The organism is Pseudomonas sp. FBF18, from assembly GCF_024261405.1.
GTDB lineage: Bacteria > Pseudomonadota > Gammaproteobacteria > Pseudomonadales > Pseudomonadaceae > Aquipseudomonas > Aquipseudomonas palmensis.
On sequence record NZ_QKRS01000003.1, the window covers coordinates 252,633 to 268,908 of the forward strand.

Here is a 16,276-nt window from a genome sequence, read left to right on the forward strand (position 1 = left end):
CGAGGTAGCTGTACAGAAAACGCCCGGCCTGTGTGCCGGGCGTTTTTATGTGGGGTGCCTGTGCTGGCCTCATCGCCGGCAAGGCCAGCTCCTACTGGTAGCGCGCCGTCTTTAGGAGCCGGCCTTGCCGGCGAAGCTCTTCAGCCTTCCAGGTACCTCAAGGCCAACTGCTCCGCCGCCAGGCGTGACTCCACCTCCAGGTGCGGCGCCACCAGCATCATCACCTGGTACACCACGATCCCGACCTCGCCCTCGCGCGCCAGAATCCGCTGGTAGTCCAGCGAGAACAGCAAGGTCATGCTGATCTGCTCCACCAGTTGCCCCAGTGCGCGGGTATCGCTGGTCACCTGCCCATGCGCCTTGAGGCTCGCCAGCAATGCCGCCAGCGTGCGCTTGAGCGCATTGAGCAGGGTGCGCATGCCCCGCGCCAGCTTGGGCAGGCGCCCGGTAAGGTTGGACAGGTCCTGGAACAGAAAGCGGTACTGCGCCATGCGCTCCACGATCAGGTGCAGGAACAGCCAGTAGTCCTCGGCATCCAGGCGCACCTCCAGGGGCGGGTCGAGCAGGGGCGTCAGCTCCTCCTCGAAACGCTCGAACAGGCCCAGCACCAGTGGCTCCTTGCCGTGGAAGTGGTAGTACAGGTTGCCCGGGCTGATGCCCATCTCGTTGGCGATTTCCAGCGTCGAGACATTCGGCTCGCCCTGACGATTGAACAGGTGCAGGGCGCACTCCAGGATACGGTCGCGGGTCTTCATCCGTTCTTCTTGCTCAGCGCACCAGCACGTAGGTGCCGGGTGCGGGGTCCATGGGAGGGTAATTGGCGCTTCCCAGCGACAGGTGGGTTTCGCGCTGCGCACCGGAGCGCGCCTGTATCCAGTCGAGCCACTGCGGCCACCAGCTGCCCTCGACCTTCTGCGCATCGTGGTACCAGGCCCGCGGGTCGCTGCTCAGCCTGGGGTTCTCGACAAAATGCGCCTTGGGGTGGCCCGGCGGGTTGAGGATGCTCTGCACATGCCCGCTGTTGGCCAGCACGAAGCGCCGTTCGCCGCCCAGCAGCAGGGCCGAGCGGTACACCGCGTCCCACGGGGTGATGTGGTCGTTGCTGCCGGCCACGTGGAAGCTGTCCACCGTGACCTTGTGCAGGTCGATCGGCGTGCCGCACACCTCGAGGCCGTCGGCGTGCGTCAGCGGGTTGAATTTGAAGAAGTCCAGCAGATCGCCGTGCAGCGCGGCCGGCAGGCGGCTGTTGTCGTTGTTCCAGTACAGGATGTCGAATGCCGGGGGCGCCTTGCCCAGCAGGTAGTTGTTGACGAAGTAGTTCCAGATCAGGTCGTTGGGGCGCATCCAGGCGAACACCCGTGCCATCTCGCGGCCCTCCAGCACGCCCTGCTGGTAGGAGCGGCGCTTGGCCGCCTCCAGGGTCTGCTCGTCGGCGAACAGGCTGGCGGGGCTGTCGAACTGGCTGTCGAGCAGGCTGACCAGGTAAGTGGCGCTGTGCACCCGGCGCATCTGGCGCTTGGCCTGCAGGTGGCCCTGCAGGGCCGCGATGGTCAACCCGCCGGCACAGGCGCCGAGCAGGTTGACGTCGCGGCTGCCGGTGATCGAGCGGCACACGTTCATGGCTTCCTCGACCGCCGCCACGTAGCTCGACAGGCCCCATTCGCGATGCCGGGCGTCGGGGTTGCGCCAGCTGATCATGAAGGTCTGCAGGCCGTTCTTGAGGGCGTACTGCACAAAGCTGTTGGTCGGGCTGAGGTCGAAGATGTAGAACTTGTTGATCTGCGGCGGCACCACCAGCAGGGGCCGGGCGTACTGTTTTTCGCTCATCGGGCGGTACTGGATCAGCTCCAGCAGCTCGTTGCGAAACACCACCGCGCCGGCGGTGCTGGCCAGGTTCCTGCCCACCTCGAAGGCGTCCGGGTTGACCTGGCGTGGCAGGCCGTCGTTGTGGCGCAGGTCGTCGAGCAGGTGGTTCAAGCCGCGCACCAGGCTCAGCCCGCCGGAGTTCAGCAGCTCCTTGACCGCCGCCGGGTTGAGCAGGGTGTTGCTGGGCGACATTGCATCGTTGAGCAGCGAGAACACGAAGTGCGCGCGGGCGCGGTCATCGTCGTCCAGCTGGCTCTCGTCGATCCACTGGCAGGTCTGCTGCTGCCAGGCCAGGTAGGCCTGCAGGCCGCGTCGGTACAGCGGGTTGAGCTGCCAGGCCGGGTCGTTGAAGCGGGTGTCGCGTGGCGAGGGCTGGTAGGGGGTATCGCCCAGCATCACGCGCCCCAGCTGGCCACCCAGCGCCAGCAGGTGGCGCGCCGTGTGCAGCGGGTGACGCAGGCCGTGGCGCCCCAGCTGGTGCACCGTCGACAGCAGGTCGCGACCGCGCAGGCCACTGATGGCGCTGCGCACGTTGAGATAGGCAGCGGGGGTCGGTACCCCGGGCTTCGCGGGCTTGTCTTTCATCCAGGCAACACTCCGTCGTCAGGCCATCAACCAATGTTTCAATGCAAGAGCGACACCAACCCGAACTGGCGCTGACATGCCCCGGCGCTCCTGCCGGGGGTGCAAGCGATAGAGGTGCTCAAGCGCTCGGGGCGGGCCGTGGATGCATGACGGCGCGTTGGCGCTCCTGCTGCAGGAATTTCATGATGATCGGGGCAACGGCTTCGGCCCGGGTGATCAGGAACAAGTGACCGTCGTCGATTATGTGTAGCTGGGCATTGGGAATTCGCCAGGCCAGCAGGCGCATATTGATCAGCGGGATCAGCGGGTCGTCGTCGCCGGCCAGCACCAGGGTCGGCTGCTGGATCTTGTGCAGCCAGTGAATGCTGGTCCAGCCCATGCCGGCGAACAGCTGCCAGTAATAGCCCAGCTTGCCCGAGGAACGCACCTTGGCCGCATGCGACGCGGCCAGGTTCGGGTCGCGGCGAAAGGCCCCGCCGTAGATTTCCGGGGCGATGCGGATCACGTGGGACGGCTGTATGTAGCGCCTGGGGCTGGCCATCAGCCACAGCACCCGCGGCTTGCCCGGCACCATCACCGCACCGGCGGCGGTGGCCGCCAGCACCAGCTTCTTGCAGCGCTCGGGGTAATCGTGGGCGAACTGCTGGGCGAGCGCTCCGCCCCACGACACGCCGATGGCATTGACCTGCCCGTAGTCGAGGTAGTCGAGCATGCGCGCCGTCAGCTTGGCCAGCCCGGGGAAGCGGTAGGGCCGGCGTGGTGTCGACGAACCGCCCACGCCGGGCACGTCGAAGGCGATCACTTCAAGGTCCGGGTCCAGCGCATCGATGAACGGGAACACCAGCTCCAGGTTGGCGCCGATACCGTTGAAGATCAGCAGCGGCGTGAGGTGCGGCTTGCCGGGGCGAACGGCCGTGCGGATGGACTGGCCATCGAGCTCGACGGTTCTGAAGAGGTACGGTTGCGGCATGCGCGAGCCCTGTCGTGAGTAGCAGCGCCGCCTTGCCTGCGGCGGCGCCGGGTGTTTTCAGCGTTCGTGGACGTAGGTGCCGGGCGACGCTTCGGCGCTCGGGTAGGCCTTGTTGCCCAGCTTGGCGGGTGCCGGCTTGAGTGCGCCGGAGCGCTCGGCCAGCCACGCCTGCCAGTACAGCCACCAGGAATCGGTGTGCTTGGTGGAGTTCTCCTGCCAGTCGTCGGCCTGGGCCGGCATCTCGCTGCTGGTCATGTAGCGCGACTTGGGGTTGCCCGGCGGGTTGAGGATGCTCTGGATATGCCCGCTGTTGGACAGCAGGAACTCGACCTTGCCGCCGAACAGCTGCGCCGACTTGTAGCAGGACTTCCATGGTGTGATGTGATCGTTGGTGCCGGCCACGCTGAAGATGTCGGTGGTGACCTGGCTCAGGTCGATCGGCGTGCCGCACACTTCCAGTGCACCGGGGCGCACCAGCGGGTTGTTCTTGAACATTTCGATCAGGTCGCCGTGGAAGGCGGCGGGCAGGCGCGTGGTGTCGTTGTTCCAGAACAGGATGTCGAACACCGGCGGCTCGTTGCCGAGCAGGTAGTTGTTGACCCAGTAGTTCCAGATCAGGTCGTTGGGGCGCATCCAGGCGAACACCTTGGCCATGTCGCGGCCTTCGAGCACACCGGCCTGGTAGGAATGGCGCTTGGCCGATTCCAGGGTCTGCTCGTCGACGAACAGCGCCACCTGGGTATCGAGGGTGGTGTCGAGCACGCTCACCAGCAGGGTCAGGGCATTGACCTTCTTCTCGCCCAGTGCCGCGTAGTGGCCCACCAGCGCGGTGCAGGTGATGCCGCCGGAGCAGGCACCGAGCATGTTCAGGTCCTTGCTGCCGGTGATTGCCAGCACCACGTCGACGGCCTCCTTGAGCGCATCGATGTAGGTCGACAGGCCCCACTCGCGCTGGGACTTGTTGGGGTTGCGCCAGCTCACGATGAAGGTCTGCACCGTGGAGCGCAGGCAGAAGCGCGCCAGGCTCTTTTCCGGGCTGAGGTCGAAGACGTAGAACTTGTTGATCTGCGGCGGTACCACCAGCAGCGGCTTTTCGTGCACCTGCTCGGTGATCGGGCGGTACTGGATCAGCTCCAGCACGTCGTTGCGAAATACCACGGCGCCCTCGGTGGTGGCCAGGTTCTTGCCCACCTCGAAGGCGTCCATGTTGACCTGGCTGGGCATGCCGCCGTTGTGCACCATGTCCTTGGCCAGGTGCGACAGGCCGTCGAGCAGGCTCTTGCCACCGGTTTCGAAGAACCGCTTGACCGCTGCCGGGTTGGCCGCGCTGTTGGTGGGGGCCATGGCCTCGGTCATCAGGTTGATGACGAAGTGCGCGCGGCTGATGTCCTGCTCCGACAGGTTGCTGTTGCCGATCCAGTCGTGCAGTTCCTTGCGCCAGGCCAGGTAGGTCTGCAGGTAGCGGCGGTACAGCGGGTTCTGGCTCCAGGCCGGGTCGCTGAAGCGGCGGTCGTCGCCCTCCGGCTGCAGGCCGGACTTGCCGAAGATCACGTCCTTGAGCTGCAGGCCGAAATGCGCGACGTGCTTGGCACTGTGCAGCGGTTGCTTGATGGCCTGACGCAGCACCATCCGGGCCGAAGACAGCAAATCCTTTCGGCGCAGGCCAATGATGGGGCTCAGGCCCAGGGTGTTTTCAGAGGCTTGGCGCTGCAGGTCATCGTTGTTCTTGTTACTCATCTACGACGCTCCGTTGTCCTGAGACGAGTACCGGCTGGGCTGTGGGCGTTGCACAGACGAATGCCTGGTACTACTGCTCGGGTGACCAGTGATAACGAACTGCGGTCCTGCGACCGGATGCGCGACGGTGATGAGCCCTGCGGGTTTATGCGTGTGAAGACAACCTGCTTTCGCTCGCGACCTCGGCATACCGGCCAGACCCTGCATCAACCCGCCCATGCAGGGTACTTGCCATATCCATTGGTTACCCGACTTTCATGGAATGCGCAAGCCGGCCAATCGCTGGCCGGCGCACGGGCATTCAAGCAAATAGAATTAGAAAATGCGCTCTAAAACGCCGGAGTGCCGGGCTAGAGCATCAGCTTGACGATCGACTCGGAAGGGTCGCGGGATTTGCCGGCCTTGGCCAGTTCGTCGAGGTACTCGGCCCACAGCTGGTCCTGGCGCAGGCACAGCTGTTCGAGGTATTCCCAGGTGAACAGGCCGCTGTCGTGGCCGTCGTCGAAGGTGAGCTTGAGCGCGTACTGCCCGGCGGGCTCGAGCTGGCTCAGGCCGACGCCGAGCTTGCCAAATTGTAAGATCGGATTGCCGTGGCCCTGGACCTCGGCGGAAGGGGAGTGCACGCGCAGAAATTCGGCGGGCAGGTGATACACCTCGTCGGGCCCGTAGGTCAGGCTCAGGGTCTTGGAGGCTTTGTGCAGATTGATGGCGGTAGGCAGACGGGGCATGGCTATAAGGCTCTTGGGCTTCAAGCTGCAAGCTACAAGCTGCAGGAGAAGGCGTCCAGCACCTCCGGCCTGCAGCTCGCCGCTTGCCGCTGAGCTACAGAATGTAGCGCGACAGATCTTCGTTCTGTGCCAATTCGCCCAGGTGGCTGTTGACGTACTCGGCGTCGATGCGGATCGGCGCTTCGCTGTGGGCGCTGGCCAGGTCGCCGGCGCTGAACGACACCTCTTCGAGCAGGCGCTCGAGCAGGGTGTGCAGGCGACGGGCACCGATGTTCTCGGTCTTCTCGTTGACCTGCCAGGCGATCTCGGCCAGGCGCTTGATGCCGTCGGCAGCGAACTCGATGTTCAGCCCCTCGGTCTTGAGCAGCTCGCGGTACTGCTCGGTGAGCGAGGCATGCGGTTCGCTGAGGATGCGCTCGAAGTCTTCCGGGCTCAGGGCCTTGAGTTCGACACGGATCGGCAGACGACCCTGCAGCTCGGGCACCAGGTCGCTCGGCTTGCTCAGGTGGAACGCACCGGAGGCGATGAACAGGATGTGGTCGGTCTTGACCATGCCCAGCTTGGTATTGACCGTGCAACCTTCGATCAGCGGCAGCAGGTCGCGCTGCACGCCTTCACGGGACACATCGGCGCCACCGACGTTGCCGCGCTTGGCTACCTTGTCGATCTCGTCGATGAACACGATACCGTGCTGCTCGACCGCCTCGAGGGCCTTGGCCTTGAGTTCTTCCTCGTTGACCAGGCGCCCGGCTTCCTCGTCGCGCACCAGCTTGAGCGCTTCCTTGACCTTGAGCTTGCGGCTCTTCTTCTTGCCCTTGCCCATGTTGGCGAACAGGTTCTGCAGCTGGTTGGTCATCTCTTCCATGCCCGGCGGCGCGGAAATGTCGACGCCGACCGCTTCGGCCACCTCGATCTCGATTTCCTTGTCGTCCAGCTGGCCTTCACGCAGGCGCTTGCGGAACAGCTGGCGGGTGTTGGAATCGCTGCTGTTGACCGGGTCTTCGTTGAAGCCGGTGCGGGCCGGTGGCAGCAGCGCATCGAGGATGCGCTCTTCGGCGGCGTCTTCGGCACGGTGGCGCACGCGCACGATCTCCTGCTCGCGCAGCAGCTTGATCGCGGCGTCGGCCAGGTCGCGGATGATCGACTCGACGTCACGGCCCACATAGCCCACTTCGGTGAACTTGGTGGCTTCGACCTTGATGAACGGCGCGTTGGCCAGCTTGGCCAGGCGACGGGCGATTTCGGTCTTGCCCACGCCGGTGGGGCCGATCATCAGGATGTTCTTGGGGGTGACTTCCACGCGCAGCTCTTCGGGCAGCTGCATGCGGCGCCAGCGGTTGCGCAGGGCGATGGCGACGGCGCGCTTGGCATCGTCCTGGCCGATGATGTGGCGGTTGAGTTCGTGGACGATTTCGCGGGGGGTCATGGACATAATGGTCGATGGTCCTGTGGGCAAGTGTTCAGCGTGGAAAAGCCCGACCGTCGGGGTCGGGCGCCAGAACAGCTGAATTACTCGGCCAGGTCCTGCTCCTCGATGGTCAGGTTGTGGTTGGTGAACACGCAGATGTCGCCGGCGATGTTCAGTGCGGTCTCGGCGATTTCGCGAGCCGACAGGTCGGTTTTCTGCAGCAGGGCGCGTGCGGCGGCCTGGGCGTAGGCGCCGCCGGAACCCATGGCGATCAGGCCGTCTTCGGGTTCGACGACGTCACCGTTGCCGGTGATGATCAAGGAGGCGTCCTTGTTGGCCACGGCCAGCATGGCTTCCAGACGGCTCAGCGAGCGGTCGGTACGCCATTCCTTGGCCAGCTCGACGGCGGCGCGAATGAGGTGGCCCTGGTGTTTTTCGAGCTGGCCTTCGAAGCGCTCGAACAGGGTGAAGGCGTCGGCGGTGGCACCGGCGAAGCCGGCGATGACCTGGCCGTGGTACAGGCGACGAACCTTCTTGGCGTTGCCTTTCATCACGGTATTGCCGAGGGAAACCTGGCCGTCGCCGCCCATGACGACTTTGCCGTGGCGACGAACTGAAACGATGGTGGTCAAGGGAGAGTCTCCACGCAGCGAGGCGAAAATGCCTGATGCAGACTCATATGGGGGTGGGGGGAAAGATTTCAACCTTTGCGGCCCCTTCGCCCGCAAGCCGGCTCCTACCGGTAGGAGCCGGCCTTGCCGGCGAAGGGTTTGACTCAGGCTTCGTGGCTGATGTGCCCGTCAACCAGGGTGTAACGCACCGCACCCGGCAGGCAGTGCCCGATGAACGGGCAGTTTTCGCCCTTGGAGCGCCATTGTTCGCCAGCCACGGTCGAGGCCTGCGGGTCGAACAGCACCAGGTCTGCCGCCGCACCCACCTGCAACTGCCCGGCCGGCAGGCGCAGGGCCGCCGCAGGGCCTGCAGACAAACGCTGCAACAAGGTTGCCAGGTCGAGCAGGCCGTCCTCGACCAGTGTCATCGCCAGCGGCAGCAGCAACTCGACGCTGCTGATGCCCGGTTCGGTGGCACCGAACGGCGCCAGCTTGGCGTCGCGCTCATGCGGCTGGTGATGGCTGGAAATCGCCTGGATCACGCCCCGCTTGACCGCATCACGCAGGCCGTCGCGGTCGGCGCGGGTGCGCAGCGGCGGTTGCACGTGGTACAGGCTGGAGAAGTCGCGCAGCGCCTCGTCGGTGAGGATCAACTGGTACAGCGCCACATCCGCCGTCACCGGCAGGCCGCGGGCCTGGGCCTGTTCGATCAGCTTGGCGCCACGGGCGCTGGTCAGCTGGCTGAAGTGCGCACGCACGCCGGTCTGTTCCACCAGCAGCAGGTCGCGGGCCAGGGCCACGGTCTCGGCGGTTTCCGGAATGCCCGGCAGGCCGAGGAAACTGGCCATCGCGCCCTCGTGGGCGAGGCCGCCCTGGGCCAGGTCGCGGTCCTGGGAATGGAAGATCACCGTCAGGTCGAAGGTGGCCGCGTAGTCCAGCGCGCGGGCCAGGGTGCGGGTGTTGGTGAAGCTGTTCAGGCCGTTGCCGAAGGCCACGCAGCCGGCATCGCGCAGGGCGATCAGCTCGGCCAGTTGCTCGCCTTCCAGGCCCTTGCTCAAGGCGCCGATCGGGTACACCTTGCTGTGCCCGGCTTCACGGGCGCGGTCCAGGATCAGCTCGGTGACTGCCGAGGTGTCGAGCACCGGCCGGGTCTGCGGCGGGCAGCACAGGCTGGTCACGCCACCGGCGGCGGCGGCGCGGGTTTCGCTGGCGATGCTGCCCTTGCGGCTGTAGCCGGGCTCGCGCAGGGCAACGCTCAGGTCGACCAGGCCGGGCGCGGCCACCAGGCCGGTGGCGTCCAGGGTACGGGCGGGCTTGAAGCCGGCCGGGGCAGCGCCGATGGCGACGATCTTGCCGGCGTCGATGTGCAGGTCGCCGACCTGGTCCAGGCCGCTGGTTGGGTCGATGACACGGGCGCCGAGGATACTCAGGCTCACTGGGCGTTCTCCTGCTCGAATTGACGTTGCGCGGTCTGCCCGCTCATGGCCATGGACAACACCGCCATGCGCACGGCGATGCCGTAGGTGACCTGGTTGAGGATCACCGAGTGGGCGCCGTCGGCCACGGCCGACTCGATTTCCACGCCACGGTTGATCGGCCCGGGGTGCATCACGATGGCATCGGGCTTGGCCCCGGCCAGGCGTGCGGTGGTCAGGCCGAACAGACGGTAGAACTCGCCCTCGCTGGGCAGCAGGCCGCCGGTCATGCGCTCACGCTGCAGGCGCAGCATGATCACCACGTCGACGTCCTTCAGGCCTTGCTCCAGGTCGGTGTAGACCTTCACGCCGTACTGTTCGATGCCGATCGGCAGCAGGGTCTTGGGGCCGATCACGCGGATGTCCGGGCAACCCAGGGTTTTCAGCGCGAGCATGTTCGAGCGCGCCACCCGCGAGTGCAGGATGTCGCCGACGATGGCCACCGAGAGGTTCTCGAAGCCGCCCTTGTGGCGACGAATGGTCAGCATGTCGAGCATGCCCTGGGTGGGGTGCGCGTGGCGCCCGTCGCCACCGTTGATGATCGCCACCTCCGGGCACACGTGCTCGGCGATGAAGTGCGCGGCGCCCGAGTCGGCGTGGCGCACCACGAACATGTCGGCGGCCATGGCTTCAAGGTTGCGCAGGGTGTCGAACAGGGTCTCGCCCTTGCTGGTGGAGGAGGTCGACACGTTCAGCGTGATCACGTCGGCCGACAGCCGCTGGGCGGCCAGTTCGAAGGTGGTGCGGGTACGCGTGGAGTTCTCGAAGAACACGTTGCACACGGTCTTGCCGCGCAGCAGCGGGACTTTCTTGACCGCACGCGCGCCGACTTCGAGAAACGAGTCGGCCGTGTCGAGAATTTCGGTCAGCAGTTCGCGGGGCAAACCGTCGAGCGAGAGGAAGTGGCGCAGCTGGCCCTGGTCATTGAGCTGCAGCGGGCGCTTGGCGTCGATTGGCGTCATCGCGGGGGACTCTTAAAGGGCGGAAGCGGAAGCGAGGTCCTGGCGCTCGAGTTCGAGCGGCGCGGGGCCGGACAATTTTACCCGTTCATGGGCTTGCAGCGACAGGGTGGCGCCCACCACGTTTGGCCGGATCGGCAGTTCGCCGGCATCCAGGTCCAGCAGACACACCAGGGTCACGCTGGCCGGGCGGCCATAGTCGAACAGTTCGTTGAGGGCGGCGCGGATGGTGCGCCCGCTCATCAGCACGTCGTCCACCAGTACCAGGTGCTGGCCTTCGATCTCGAACGGCAGCTCGGACGGGCGCACCTGCGGGTGCAGGCCGTTCTGGCTGAAGTCGTCGCGGTAGAACGACACGTCGAGGGTGCCCAGCGGCGAATCGCTGCCCAGCTCGGCCAGCAGCGCCTGGGCCACCCATACGCCGCCGGTGCGGATGCCGATGAAGCGCGGTTCGGCGATGGCGCGGCGTTGCAGGTGGGCGCGAAGGTCAACGGCCATCTGCCGGATCAGTTCGGCGGGGTTGGGTAGGCTCATGCTTGCTCCTCAAGAGGCCGGGGCAGAGAGCTGGCCCGGCGTGTAACCGATGGTCGGGTTCAGGCCTGTTCGGCGTGGGCGTCGAGCCAGCCTTGCAGCAGCAGGGCGGCGGCAATCGCGTCCACCGGGTTGTCGCGGTAGCTGCCGCGTTGGCCGCCACGGGCCATGCGTTCGCCCTTGGCCTCGAAGGTGGTCAGGCGCTCGTCGTGGGTGTAGGCCGGCACGTTGAAGCGGCCGTTCAGGCGTCGGGCGAATTTCTCGGCGCGCGCGCTCATTTCGCTGGGCGTGCCGTCCATGTTCAGCGGCAGGCCGACGACTACCGCGTCGGGTTGCCATTCCTTGAACAGTTTTTCCACCTGGGCCCAGTCGGGTGCGCCGTTCTGCGCCTTCAGGGTGCACAGCTCGCGGGCCTGGCCGGTGATCACCTGGCCGACGGCGACGCCGATCTGCTTGGTGCCGTAGTCGAAGCCCAGCAGCAGTTTGAGCGCCGCCATCAGGCGTGCCCCGCCTGGCTGGTGAGCAGGCTGAGGTTGATGCCCAGGCTGGCTGCGGCGGCTTCGAGGCGTTGCTCGCAGGCCATGCCGAAGATGATCTCGGGGTCGAACGGGCAGTTGAGCCAGGCGTTGTCGGCCAGTTCCGCTTCCAGCTGCCCGGCTTCCCAGCCGGCGTAGCCCAGGGTGATCAGGCTCTGCGCCGGGCCCACGCCGTCGGCGATGGCGAACAGCACGTCCTGCGAGGTCGACAGGGCCAGCCCGTCGAGCTGGACGGTGGCCTGGAAGGTCTTGTCGTTGGTGTGCAGCACAAAACCGCGGTCGGTCTGTACCGGGCCGCCGATATGGATAGGCACGTGGATGCAGCGTGCCGGCGGCTCGGTGTCCGGGCGCAGCTGCTCGAGGATATCGGCCAGGTTCAGCTCCTGCGGGCGATTGACCACCAGCCCCATGGCACCGTTGGCATTGTGCTCGACGATGTAGGTCAGGGTGTGGGCAAAGTTCGGGTCGGCCATGTGCGGCATGGCAATCAGGAACTGATGCTTGAGGTAACTCGGGCTGAGGTTTTTCATGGGGGTTAGTGTGGCGGCGAGCGGCCACGCTGACAAGGTGCGTGTCGAGCCTGCGGGCCGATTATGCCTGTTTCTTGGCGGTGCTAATCGGCACGGGCTGCTGTGTGAGGCGCTAGTTAGGTGACCCTGCGGTTGCTGATGTCGCGGCACTGCGCCGCTTTTTGAAGCGGGTACATTTTTTTCGCGGCGACCTACAACTGGTAACTGTGTCAGGTGACAGGTGGTTTGGATCAACTCATAGTCTCACCGCAAACCGAGCATTTGGCTTATCTAAAGGAGAAGTGCAATGATCACTCGGATGTCTATCAACGAAGCAATCGGAAATTTCTTTACTAGTGAGGTAACGCTTACAGGACGCGGTGACCCCGATCGCGCTTATCTGGTCTGTGTCAGTGGGACCGGAGAATACTGCGGCAAGGGTAAGACGTACGACAATGGGTGTTTCACAATTACCTTCAAGCCACCTGGCCCAAACCCTCACCATGGCTACCAATTTACGGTTAGGCATCTTGAAGACGATGGCACAGTAGGCAACAACCTGAACTGGTCTACTGCCGTCAACAACCCACTCGAAGGTTAATGATCTGACATGGCGAGTTGAAACTCTTCTCACTGTCTAGCAGTTGAGGCATGCCTCGCAGTTATTGTAAGTGCTGGTCCTGCTTCAATTTCGCGACAACATTTTTTGTTGGCCAGCTTCGGTAGTTTTGATTACGAACACTCGTACTTACAGGTGTTATTTGAGCCGCTTGACGACGTCAGGCGAGTACACCTTCGGCGATCAGTTGCTCGACAACCGATCCCCACGGGCGAAGCGCCACGTTCGAACAATTTCCAGCCGATCGATATCCGACAGGTCCCCGGTGAACGGCGCAAACGGCGCCGCCAGCCGCACGATGCGCTGCGCCGCCTGGTCCAGCAGCGGCTGCCCGGAAGATTCGAGCACCAGCACCTCGTACAGCGAACCGTCATGGTTGATCGACACCAACAGGCGCAAACTGCCGTAGATCTGCTGGCGGCGGGCCTCGTCCGGGTAGTTGAGGTTGCCGATGCGCTCGACCTTCTTGCGCCATTCATCCTTGTACCAGGCGCCCTTGTCGCGCATGGTCGAGGCCGCGCTCAGGCGGTGGATGCGCGGGCGCTTGGCGTACAGCTGCTGTTCGTTGGCCAGCTCCGCCTCGAGGCTGGCGATCTGGCTGGACAGGTCGGCGCTGTCGAACGTCGGCGTGGCCGCCTTGGGTTGCACCTTGGGCTGCTGTTCCTTGGGGCGGGTCTCGACCTTCTGCGGCTTGGGCCTTGTGGTGGACACCACTGCCTTGGGCGGGGCCGGCTGGGGCGCCACTTCGGGCTTCGAAGCCGGGGGCGGCGTCACCTTGTTGATCTTGCTGTCCTGGAACGGGGCGATCTCGGTGGTCTTGGGCACTGCCTTCTTGTCCAGCGTGCCGCTGCCCTGCTGGTTGTCCTGCGCCAGGTAATCGGCCTTCTTCGGTGGTGCCTCGCTCTTGAAGGTGGCCAGGGTGATTTCCATGGTGCGGCGGATTTCTTCAGGCTTGGCGAAGGTAAACCCCAGGCCCAGGATCAGCGCCAGGTGCAGCAGCGCCGCCAGGAACAGGGTAAAGCCCAGCCGGTCCGCCGCGCGGACACGGGGCGGGGCAAAATCGGCAGGAAGGTCGGCAGGAAGCGTCATCGATTATCCAGCAGCCGGGGCAGGGCCGGCGCAGCGGGGTGCCAGTCGAGAATGGACCGGCATGATACCCCACAACGCGGGCCCGCCACTTGTCGGCGGTCAGCGTGCCTTGAGCTTGCGATCAATGGCGTCCATCAACTGCGCGCCGATCTGCGTGCCGTAGGCGTTGTCGATTTCGCGGATGCAGGTGGGGCTGGTCACGTTGATTTCGGTCAGGTGCTCGCCGATCACGTCCAGGCCGACGAACAGCAGGCCCTTCTCGCGCAGGGTCGGGCCCACCTGGGCGGCGATCCAGCGGTCGCGCTCGGTCAGCTCGCGGGCCTCGCCACGACCGCCGGCGGCCAGGTTGCCGCGGGTTTCGCCGCTGGCCGGGATGCGCGCCAGGCAGTACGGCACCGGCTCGCCGTCGATCATCAGGATGCGCTTGTCGCCGTCCTTGATCGCCGGCAGGTAGGCCTGGGCCATGATCTGCTGGGTGCCCAGGGCGGTCAGGGTCTCGAGGATCACCGACAGGTTGGGGTCGCCCACGCGGTGGCGGAAGATCGAGGTGCCGCCCATGCCGTCCAGCGGCTTGAGGATCACGTCGCCGTGCTTGGCGGCGAATTCGCGGATGATGTCCGGGCGCCGGCTCACCAGGGTTGGCGGCGTGCACTGCGGGAACAGCGTGGCGAACAGCTTCTCGTTGCAGTCGCGCAGGCTCTGCGGACGGTTGACCACCAGCACCCCGGCGGCCTCGGCCTGCTCCAGCAGGTAGGTGCTGTAGACGAACTCCATGTCGAAGGGCGGGTCCTTGCGCATCAGGATCACGTCCAGCTCGCTCAGCGCGGCGTCGGTCTCGGCCTCCAGCTCGAACCAGTGCTCGGGGTCGGCGAACACCTTGAGCGGGCGCATGCGGGCACGGGCCACGCCTTCGCTCTGGTACAGGTCGTGCTGCTCCATGTAGAACAGCGACCAGCCACGGGCCTGGGCGGCCAGCAACATGGCCAGCGAGCTGTCCTTCTTGTAGGAGATCTGCGCGATGGGGTCCATGACAATCCCGAGGCGAACGCTCATGGGGTATTTCCTCTCGGCGGCGTGCTGCCGCAGTGGCTCGAATTGAAGTGCGTCAGGGTGGCGCCCGGCGGGCTGGCGGTCAAGGGGAAACGTCAGCCGGCAGGCATCGGCGCAGGGCGCGGCGAGGCTCGATGGAATGCACCCCCAGAGTGTGCTAAAAAGGCCTGGCACGTGGCCTGCAAGGCCCTTCCAGGCGATGGTAGAGCAATTATGGTACAGCCCGACACGGCGTTGAAGGTGATGGTGATCGATGACTCCAAGACGATTCGCAGCACTGCCGAAAAGCTGCTGGGCGAAGCCGGTTGCGAAGTCGTCACCGCGGTCGACGGTTTCGACGCCCTGGGCAAGATCGTCGACCACACCCCGGGGATCATCTTCGTCGATGTGCTGATGCCGCGCCTCGATGGCTACCAGACCTGCCTGCTGATCAAGCAGAACAGCGCGTTCAAGGACATCCCGGTGATCATGTTGTCGTCGCGCGACGGCCTGTTCGACAAGGCGCTCAGCCGCCAGGTGGGCTCTGATCAATTTCTGACCAAACCTTTCAGCAAGGAAGAACTGCTGGATGCGATCCGCGCCCATGTGCCGGGTTTCGCCGCAGAAGAACAACCCGCACCCTGACGCCGCCGCCCTCCTGGCCGCGGCGTCATGCCTTTATTGGGGAACAGCATGGCCCGAGTTCTGATCGTCGACGATTCGCCGACCGAAATGTACAAACTGACCGGAATGCTCGAAAAGCACGGGCACCAGGTGCTCAAGGCCGAGAACGGCGCCGATGGCGTGGCCCTGGCCCGCCAGGAAAAGCCCGACGCGGTGCTGATGGACATCGTGATGCCCGGCATGAACGGCTTCCAGGCGACCCGTCAGTTGAGCAAGGACGACGTCACCAAGGGCATCCCGGTGATCATCGTCACCACCAAGGACCAGGAAACCGACAAGGTCTGGGGCCAGCGCCAGGGCGCCAGCGACTACCTGACCAAGCCGGTGGACGAAGACACCCTGATCCAGGTCCTGAACAAAGTTCTCAAGGCTTGACCACGCGGCGCATGGGCGAATCGCTTACCGCCTTCGAGCTGTTGCTCGAAATCGATCGGCGCTGTCGCCTGCTGGCGGCCGACCTGCCATTGCAGGAAACCCGCCTGCAGACCTGGAGCGGCATCGGCTTTCGCATGGCCGAACACTGGTTCGTGGCGCCCATGGGCGAGGTCGCCGAGGTGCTGCAGGAACCCCGGCTCAGCCGCATTCCCGGGGTCAAGCCATGGGTGGCGGGGGTGGCCAACCTGCGCGGGCGGCTGTTGCCGGTGATGGACCTGTGCGGTTTTCTCGGCCTGGGCCTGTCGGTGGTGCGCAAGCAGCGGCGGGTGCTGGTGCTGGACCACGAGGAGCTGTTCGCCGGGCTGCTGGTGGACGAAGTGGTGGGCCTGCAGCACTTTGCCCTGCACGGCCTGGAGCTGTCGCCGCCGGCGCCGCTGCTGCCGGCTGCGGCCCCCTTCGTGCAGGGGCACTTTCAGCGCGAGCACTGCTGGGGCATTTTCAGCCCCTTCGCCCTGGCCCAGGCGCCAGGCTTTCTCGATGTGGCGTTGTAAAGGGATGCCAGACC

17 protein-coding genes are annotated in these 16,276 nt (G+C 65.2%); 3 read left to right on the forward strand and 14 right to left on the reverse strand.

What is annotated here, in order from left to right; all coding sequences use genetic code 11:
* Window positions 1–140: 140 nt before the first annotated feature.
* The 14 genes from DN387_RS07130 to gshB all read right to left on the reverse strand — a co-directional run bounded on the left by DN387_RS07130 (window position 141) and on the right by gshB (window position 14,676).
* Window positions 141–755: a TetR/AcrR family transcriptional regulator gene (locus DN387_RS07130; RefSeq protein WP_043862154.1), complete on the reverse strand. Its 615-nt coding sequence runs from the start codon at window positions 753–755 to the stop codon at window positions 141–143.
* A 13-nt stretch (window positions 756–768) separates the two neighbouring features.
* Window positions 769–2,451, reverse strand: a complete 1,683-nt coding sequence (gene phaC / locus DN387_RS07135; protein ID WP_043862153.1) for a class II poly(R)-hydroxyalkanoic acid synthase — start codon at window positions 2,449–2,451, stop codon at window positions 769–771.
* 118 nt (window positions 2,452–2,569) lie between these two features.
* Window positions 2,570–3,421: a poly(3-hydroxyalkanoate) depolymerase gene (gene phaZ, locus DN387_RS07140; RefSeq protein WP_043862152.1), complete on the reverse strand. Its 852-nt coding sequence runs from the start codon at window positions 3,419–3,421 to the stop codon at window positions 2,570–2,572.
* A 57-nt stretch (window positions 3,422–3,478) separates the two neighbouring features.
* Window positions 3,479–5,158, reverse strand: a complete 1,680-nt coding sequence (phaC, locus tag DN387_RS07145) for a class II poly(R)-hydroxyalkanoic acid synthase (protein ID WP_043862151.1) — start codon at window positions 5,156–5,158, stop codon at window positions 3,479–3,481.
* Between the two features lie 350 nt (window positions 5,159–5,508).
* Window positions 5,509–5,886, reverse strand: coding sequence for a gamma-butyrobetaine hydroxylase-like domain-containing protein (locus DN387_RS07150; protein ID WP_043862150.1), 378 nt, complete (start codon window positions 5,884–5,886; stop codon window positions 5,509–5,511).
* Between the two features lie 94 nt (window positions 5,887–5,980).
* Window positions 5,981–7,318 (reverse strand): ATP-dependent protease ATPase subunit HslU, encoded by a 1,338-nt coding sequence (hslU, locus tag DN387_RS07155; RefSeq protein ID WP_054915767.1) that lies wholly within the window; start codon window positions 7,316–7,318, stop codon window positions 5,981–5,983.
* Window positions 7,319–7,395: 77 nt separating this feature from the next.
* Window positions 7,396–7,926 (reverse strand): ATP-dependent protease subunit HslV, encoded by a 531-nt coding sequence (gene hslV, locus DN387_RS07160; RefSeq protein WP_028945572.1) that lies wholly within the window; start codon window positions 7,924–7,926, stop codon window positions 7,396–7,398.
* A gap of 143 nt (window positions 7,927–8,069) precedes the next feature.
* Window positions 8,070–9,341, reverse strand: a complete 1,272-nt coding sequence (locus tag DN387_RS07165) for a dihydroorotase (RefSeq protein ID WP_043862148.1) — start codon at window positions 9,339–9,341, stop codon at window positions 8,070–8,072.
* A complete protein-coding gene (locus DN387_RS07170; RefSeq protein WP_043862147.1) occupies window positions 9,338–10,342 on the reverse strand; it encodes an aspartate carbamoyltransferase catalytic subunit in 1,005 nt (334 codons plus the stop codon). The genes DN387_RS07165 and DN387_RS07170 overlap by 4 nt, the downstream gene beginning before the upstream one ends.
* Window positions 10,343–10,354: 12 nt before the next feature.
* Window positions 10,355–10,873, reverse strand: a complete 519-nt coding sequence (pyrR, locus tag DN387_RS07175) for a bifunctional pyr operon transcriptional regulator/uracil phosphoribosyltransferase PyrR (protein WP_054915766.1) — start codon at window positions 10,871–10,873, stop codon at window positions 10,355–10,357.
* A 59-nt stretch (window positions 10,874–10,932) separates the two neighbouring features.
* Window positions 10,933–11,367, reverse strand: a complete 435-nt coding sequence (gene ruvX, locus DN387_RS07180) for a Holliday junction resolvase RuvX (RefSeq protein WP_043862145.1) — start codon at window positions 11,365–11,367, stop codon at window positions 10,933–10,935.
* Window positions 11,367–11,936 carry a YqgE/AlgH family protein gene (locus DN387_RS07185; protein WP_043862144.1) on the reverse strand — a complete coding sequence of 190 codons (570 nt, stop codon included), beginning with the start codon at window positions 11,934–11,936 and terminating at the stop codon, window positions 11,367–11,369. The genes ruvX and DN387_RS07185 overlap by 1 nt, the downstream gene beginning before the upstream one ends.
* Before the next feature lie 781 nt (window positions 11,937–12,717).
* Complete coding sequence (locus tag DN387_RS07190) at window positions 12,718–13,623, reverse strand: energy transducer TonB (protein WP_054915765.1); 906 nt, start codon at window positions 13,621–13,623, stop codon at window positions 12,718–12,720.
* 99 nt (window positions 13,624–13,722) lie between these two features.
* Window positions 13,723–14,676 carry a glutathione synthase gene (gshB, locus tag DN387_RS07195; RefSeq protein WP_043862142.1) on the reverse strand — a complete coding sequence of 318 codons (954 nt, stop codon included), beginning with the start codon at window positions 14,674–14,676 and terminating at the stop codon, window positions 13,723–13,725.
* Window positions 14,677–14,886: 210 nt separating this feature from the next.
* On the opposite strand from gshB, the gene pilG reads away from it, so the two are divergent.
* From pilG to DN387_RS07210, 3 genes are read left to right on the forward strand one after another with little or no spacing between them, the layout of a single operon-like run.
* Window positions 14,887–15,297 (forward strand): twitching motility response regulator PilG, encoded by a 411-nt coding sequence (gene pilG / locus DN387_RS07200; RefSeq protein WP_043862141.1) that lies wholly within the window; start codon window positions 14,887–14,889, stop codon window positions 15,295–15,297.
* Between the two features lie 48 nt (window positions 15,298–15,345).
* A complete protein-coding gene (gene pilH, locus DN387_RS07205) occupies window positions 15,346–15,711 on the forward strand; it encodes a twitching motility response regulator PilH (RefSeq protein ID WP_043862140.1) in 366 nt (121 codons plus the stop codon).
* Window positions 15,708–16,262: a chemotaxis protein CheW gene (locus DN387_RS07210; RefSeq protein ID WP_078479846.1), complete on the forward strand. Its 555-nt coding sequence runs from the start codon at window positions 15,708–15,710 to the stop codon at window positions 16,260–16,262. Before pilH ends, DN387_RS07210 begins: the two co-directional genes overlap by 4 nt.
* Window positions 16,263–16,276: the final 14 nt, after the last annotated feature.

Excerpts from the sequence above, each read along its gene's own strand:
- DN387_RS07130 (WP_043862154.1), bottom strand. The coding sequence starts at position 755 with ATGAAGACCCGCGACCGTATCCTGGAGTGCGCCCTGCACCTGTTCAAT.
- gshB (WP_043862142.1), bottom strand. The coding sequence starts at position 14,676 with ATGAGCGTTCGCCTCGGGATTGTCATGGACCCCATCGCGCAGATCTCC.
- pyrR (WP_054915766.1), bottom strand. The coding sequence starts at position 10,873 with ATGAGCCTACCCAACCCCGCCGAACTGATCCGGCAGATGGCCGTTGAC.
- DN387_RS07190 (WP_054915765.1), bottom strand. The coding sequence starts at position 13,623 with ATGACGCTTCCTGCCGACCTTCCTGCCGATTTTGCCCCGCCCCGTGTC.
- phaC (WP_043862151.1), bottom strand. The coding sequence starts at position 5,158 with ATGAGTAACAAGAACAACGATGACCTGCAGCGCCAAGCCTCTGAAAAC.
- ruvX (WP_043862145.1), bottom strand. The coding sequence starts at position 11,367 with ATGGCGGCGCTCAAACTGCTGCTGGGCTTCGACTACGGCACCAAGCAG.
- pilH (WP_043862140.1), top strand. The coding sequence starts at position 15,346 with ATGGCCCGAGTTCTGATCGTCGACGATTCGCCGACCGAAATGTACAAA.
- pilG (WP_043862141.1), top strand. The coding sequence starts at position 14,887 with ATGGTACAGCCCGACACGGCGTTGAAGGTGATGGTGATCGATGACTCC.
- hslU (WP_054915767.1), bottom strand. The coding sequence starts at position 7,318 with ATGTCCATGACCCCCCGCGAAATCGTCCACGAACTCAACCGCCACATC.
- DN387_RS07185 (WP_043862144.1), bottom strand. The coding sequence starts at position 11,936 with ATGAAAAACCTCAGCCCGAGTTACCTCAAGCATCAGTTCCTGATTGCC.
- DN387_RS07150 (WP_043862150.1), bottom strand. The coding sequence starts at position 5,886 with ATGCCCCGTCTGCCTACCGCCATCAATCTGCACAAAGCCTCCAAGACC.
- DN387_RS07170 (WP_043862147.1), bottom strand. The coding sequence starts at position 10,342 with ATGACGCCAATCGACGCCAAGCGCCCGCTGCAGCTCAATGACCAGGGC.
- phaZ (WP_043862152.1), bottom strand. The coding sequence starts at position 3,421 with ATGCCGCAACCGTACCTCTTCAGAACCGTCGAGCTCGATGGCCAGTCC.
- phaC (WP_043862153.1), bottom strand. The coding sequence starts at position 2,451 with ATGAAAGACAAGCCCGCGAAGCCCGGGGTACCGACCCCCGCTGCCTAT.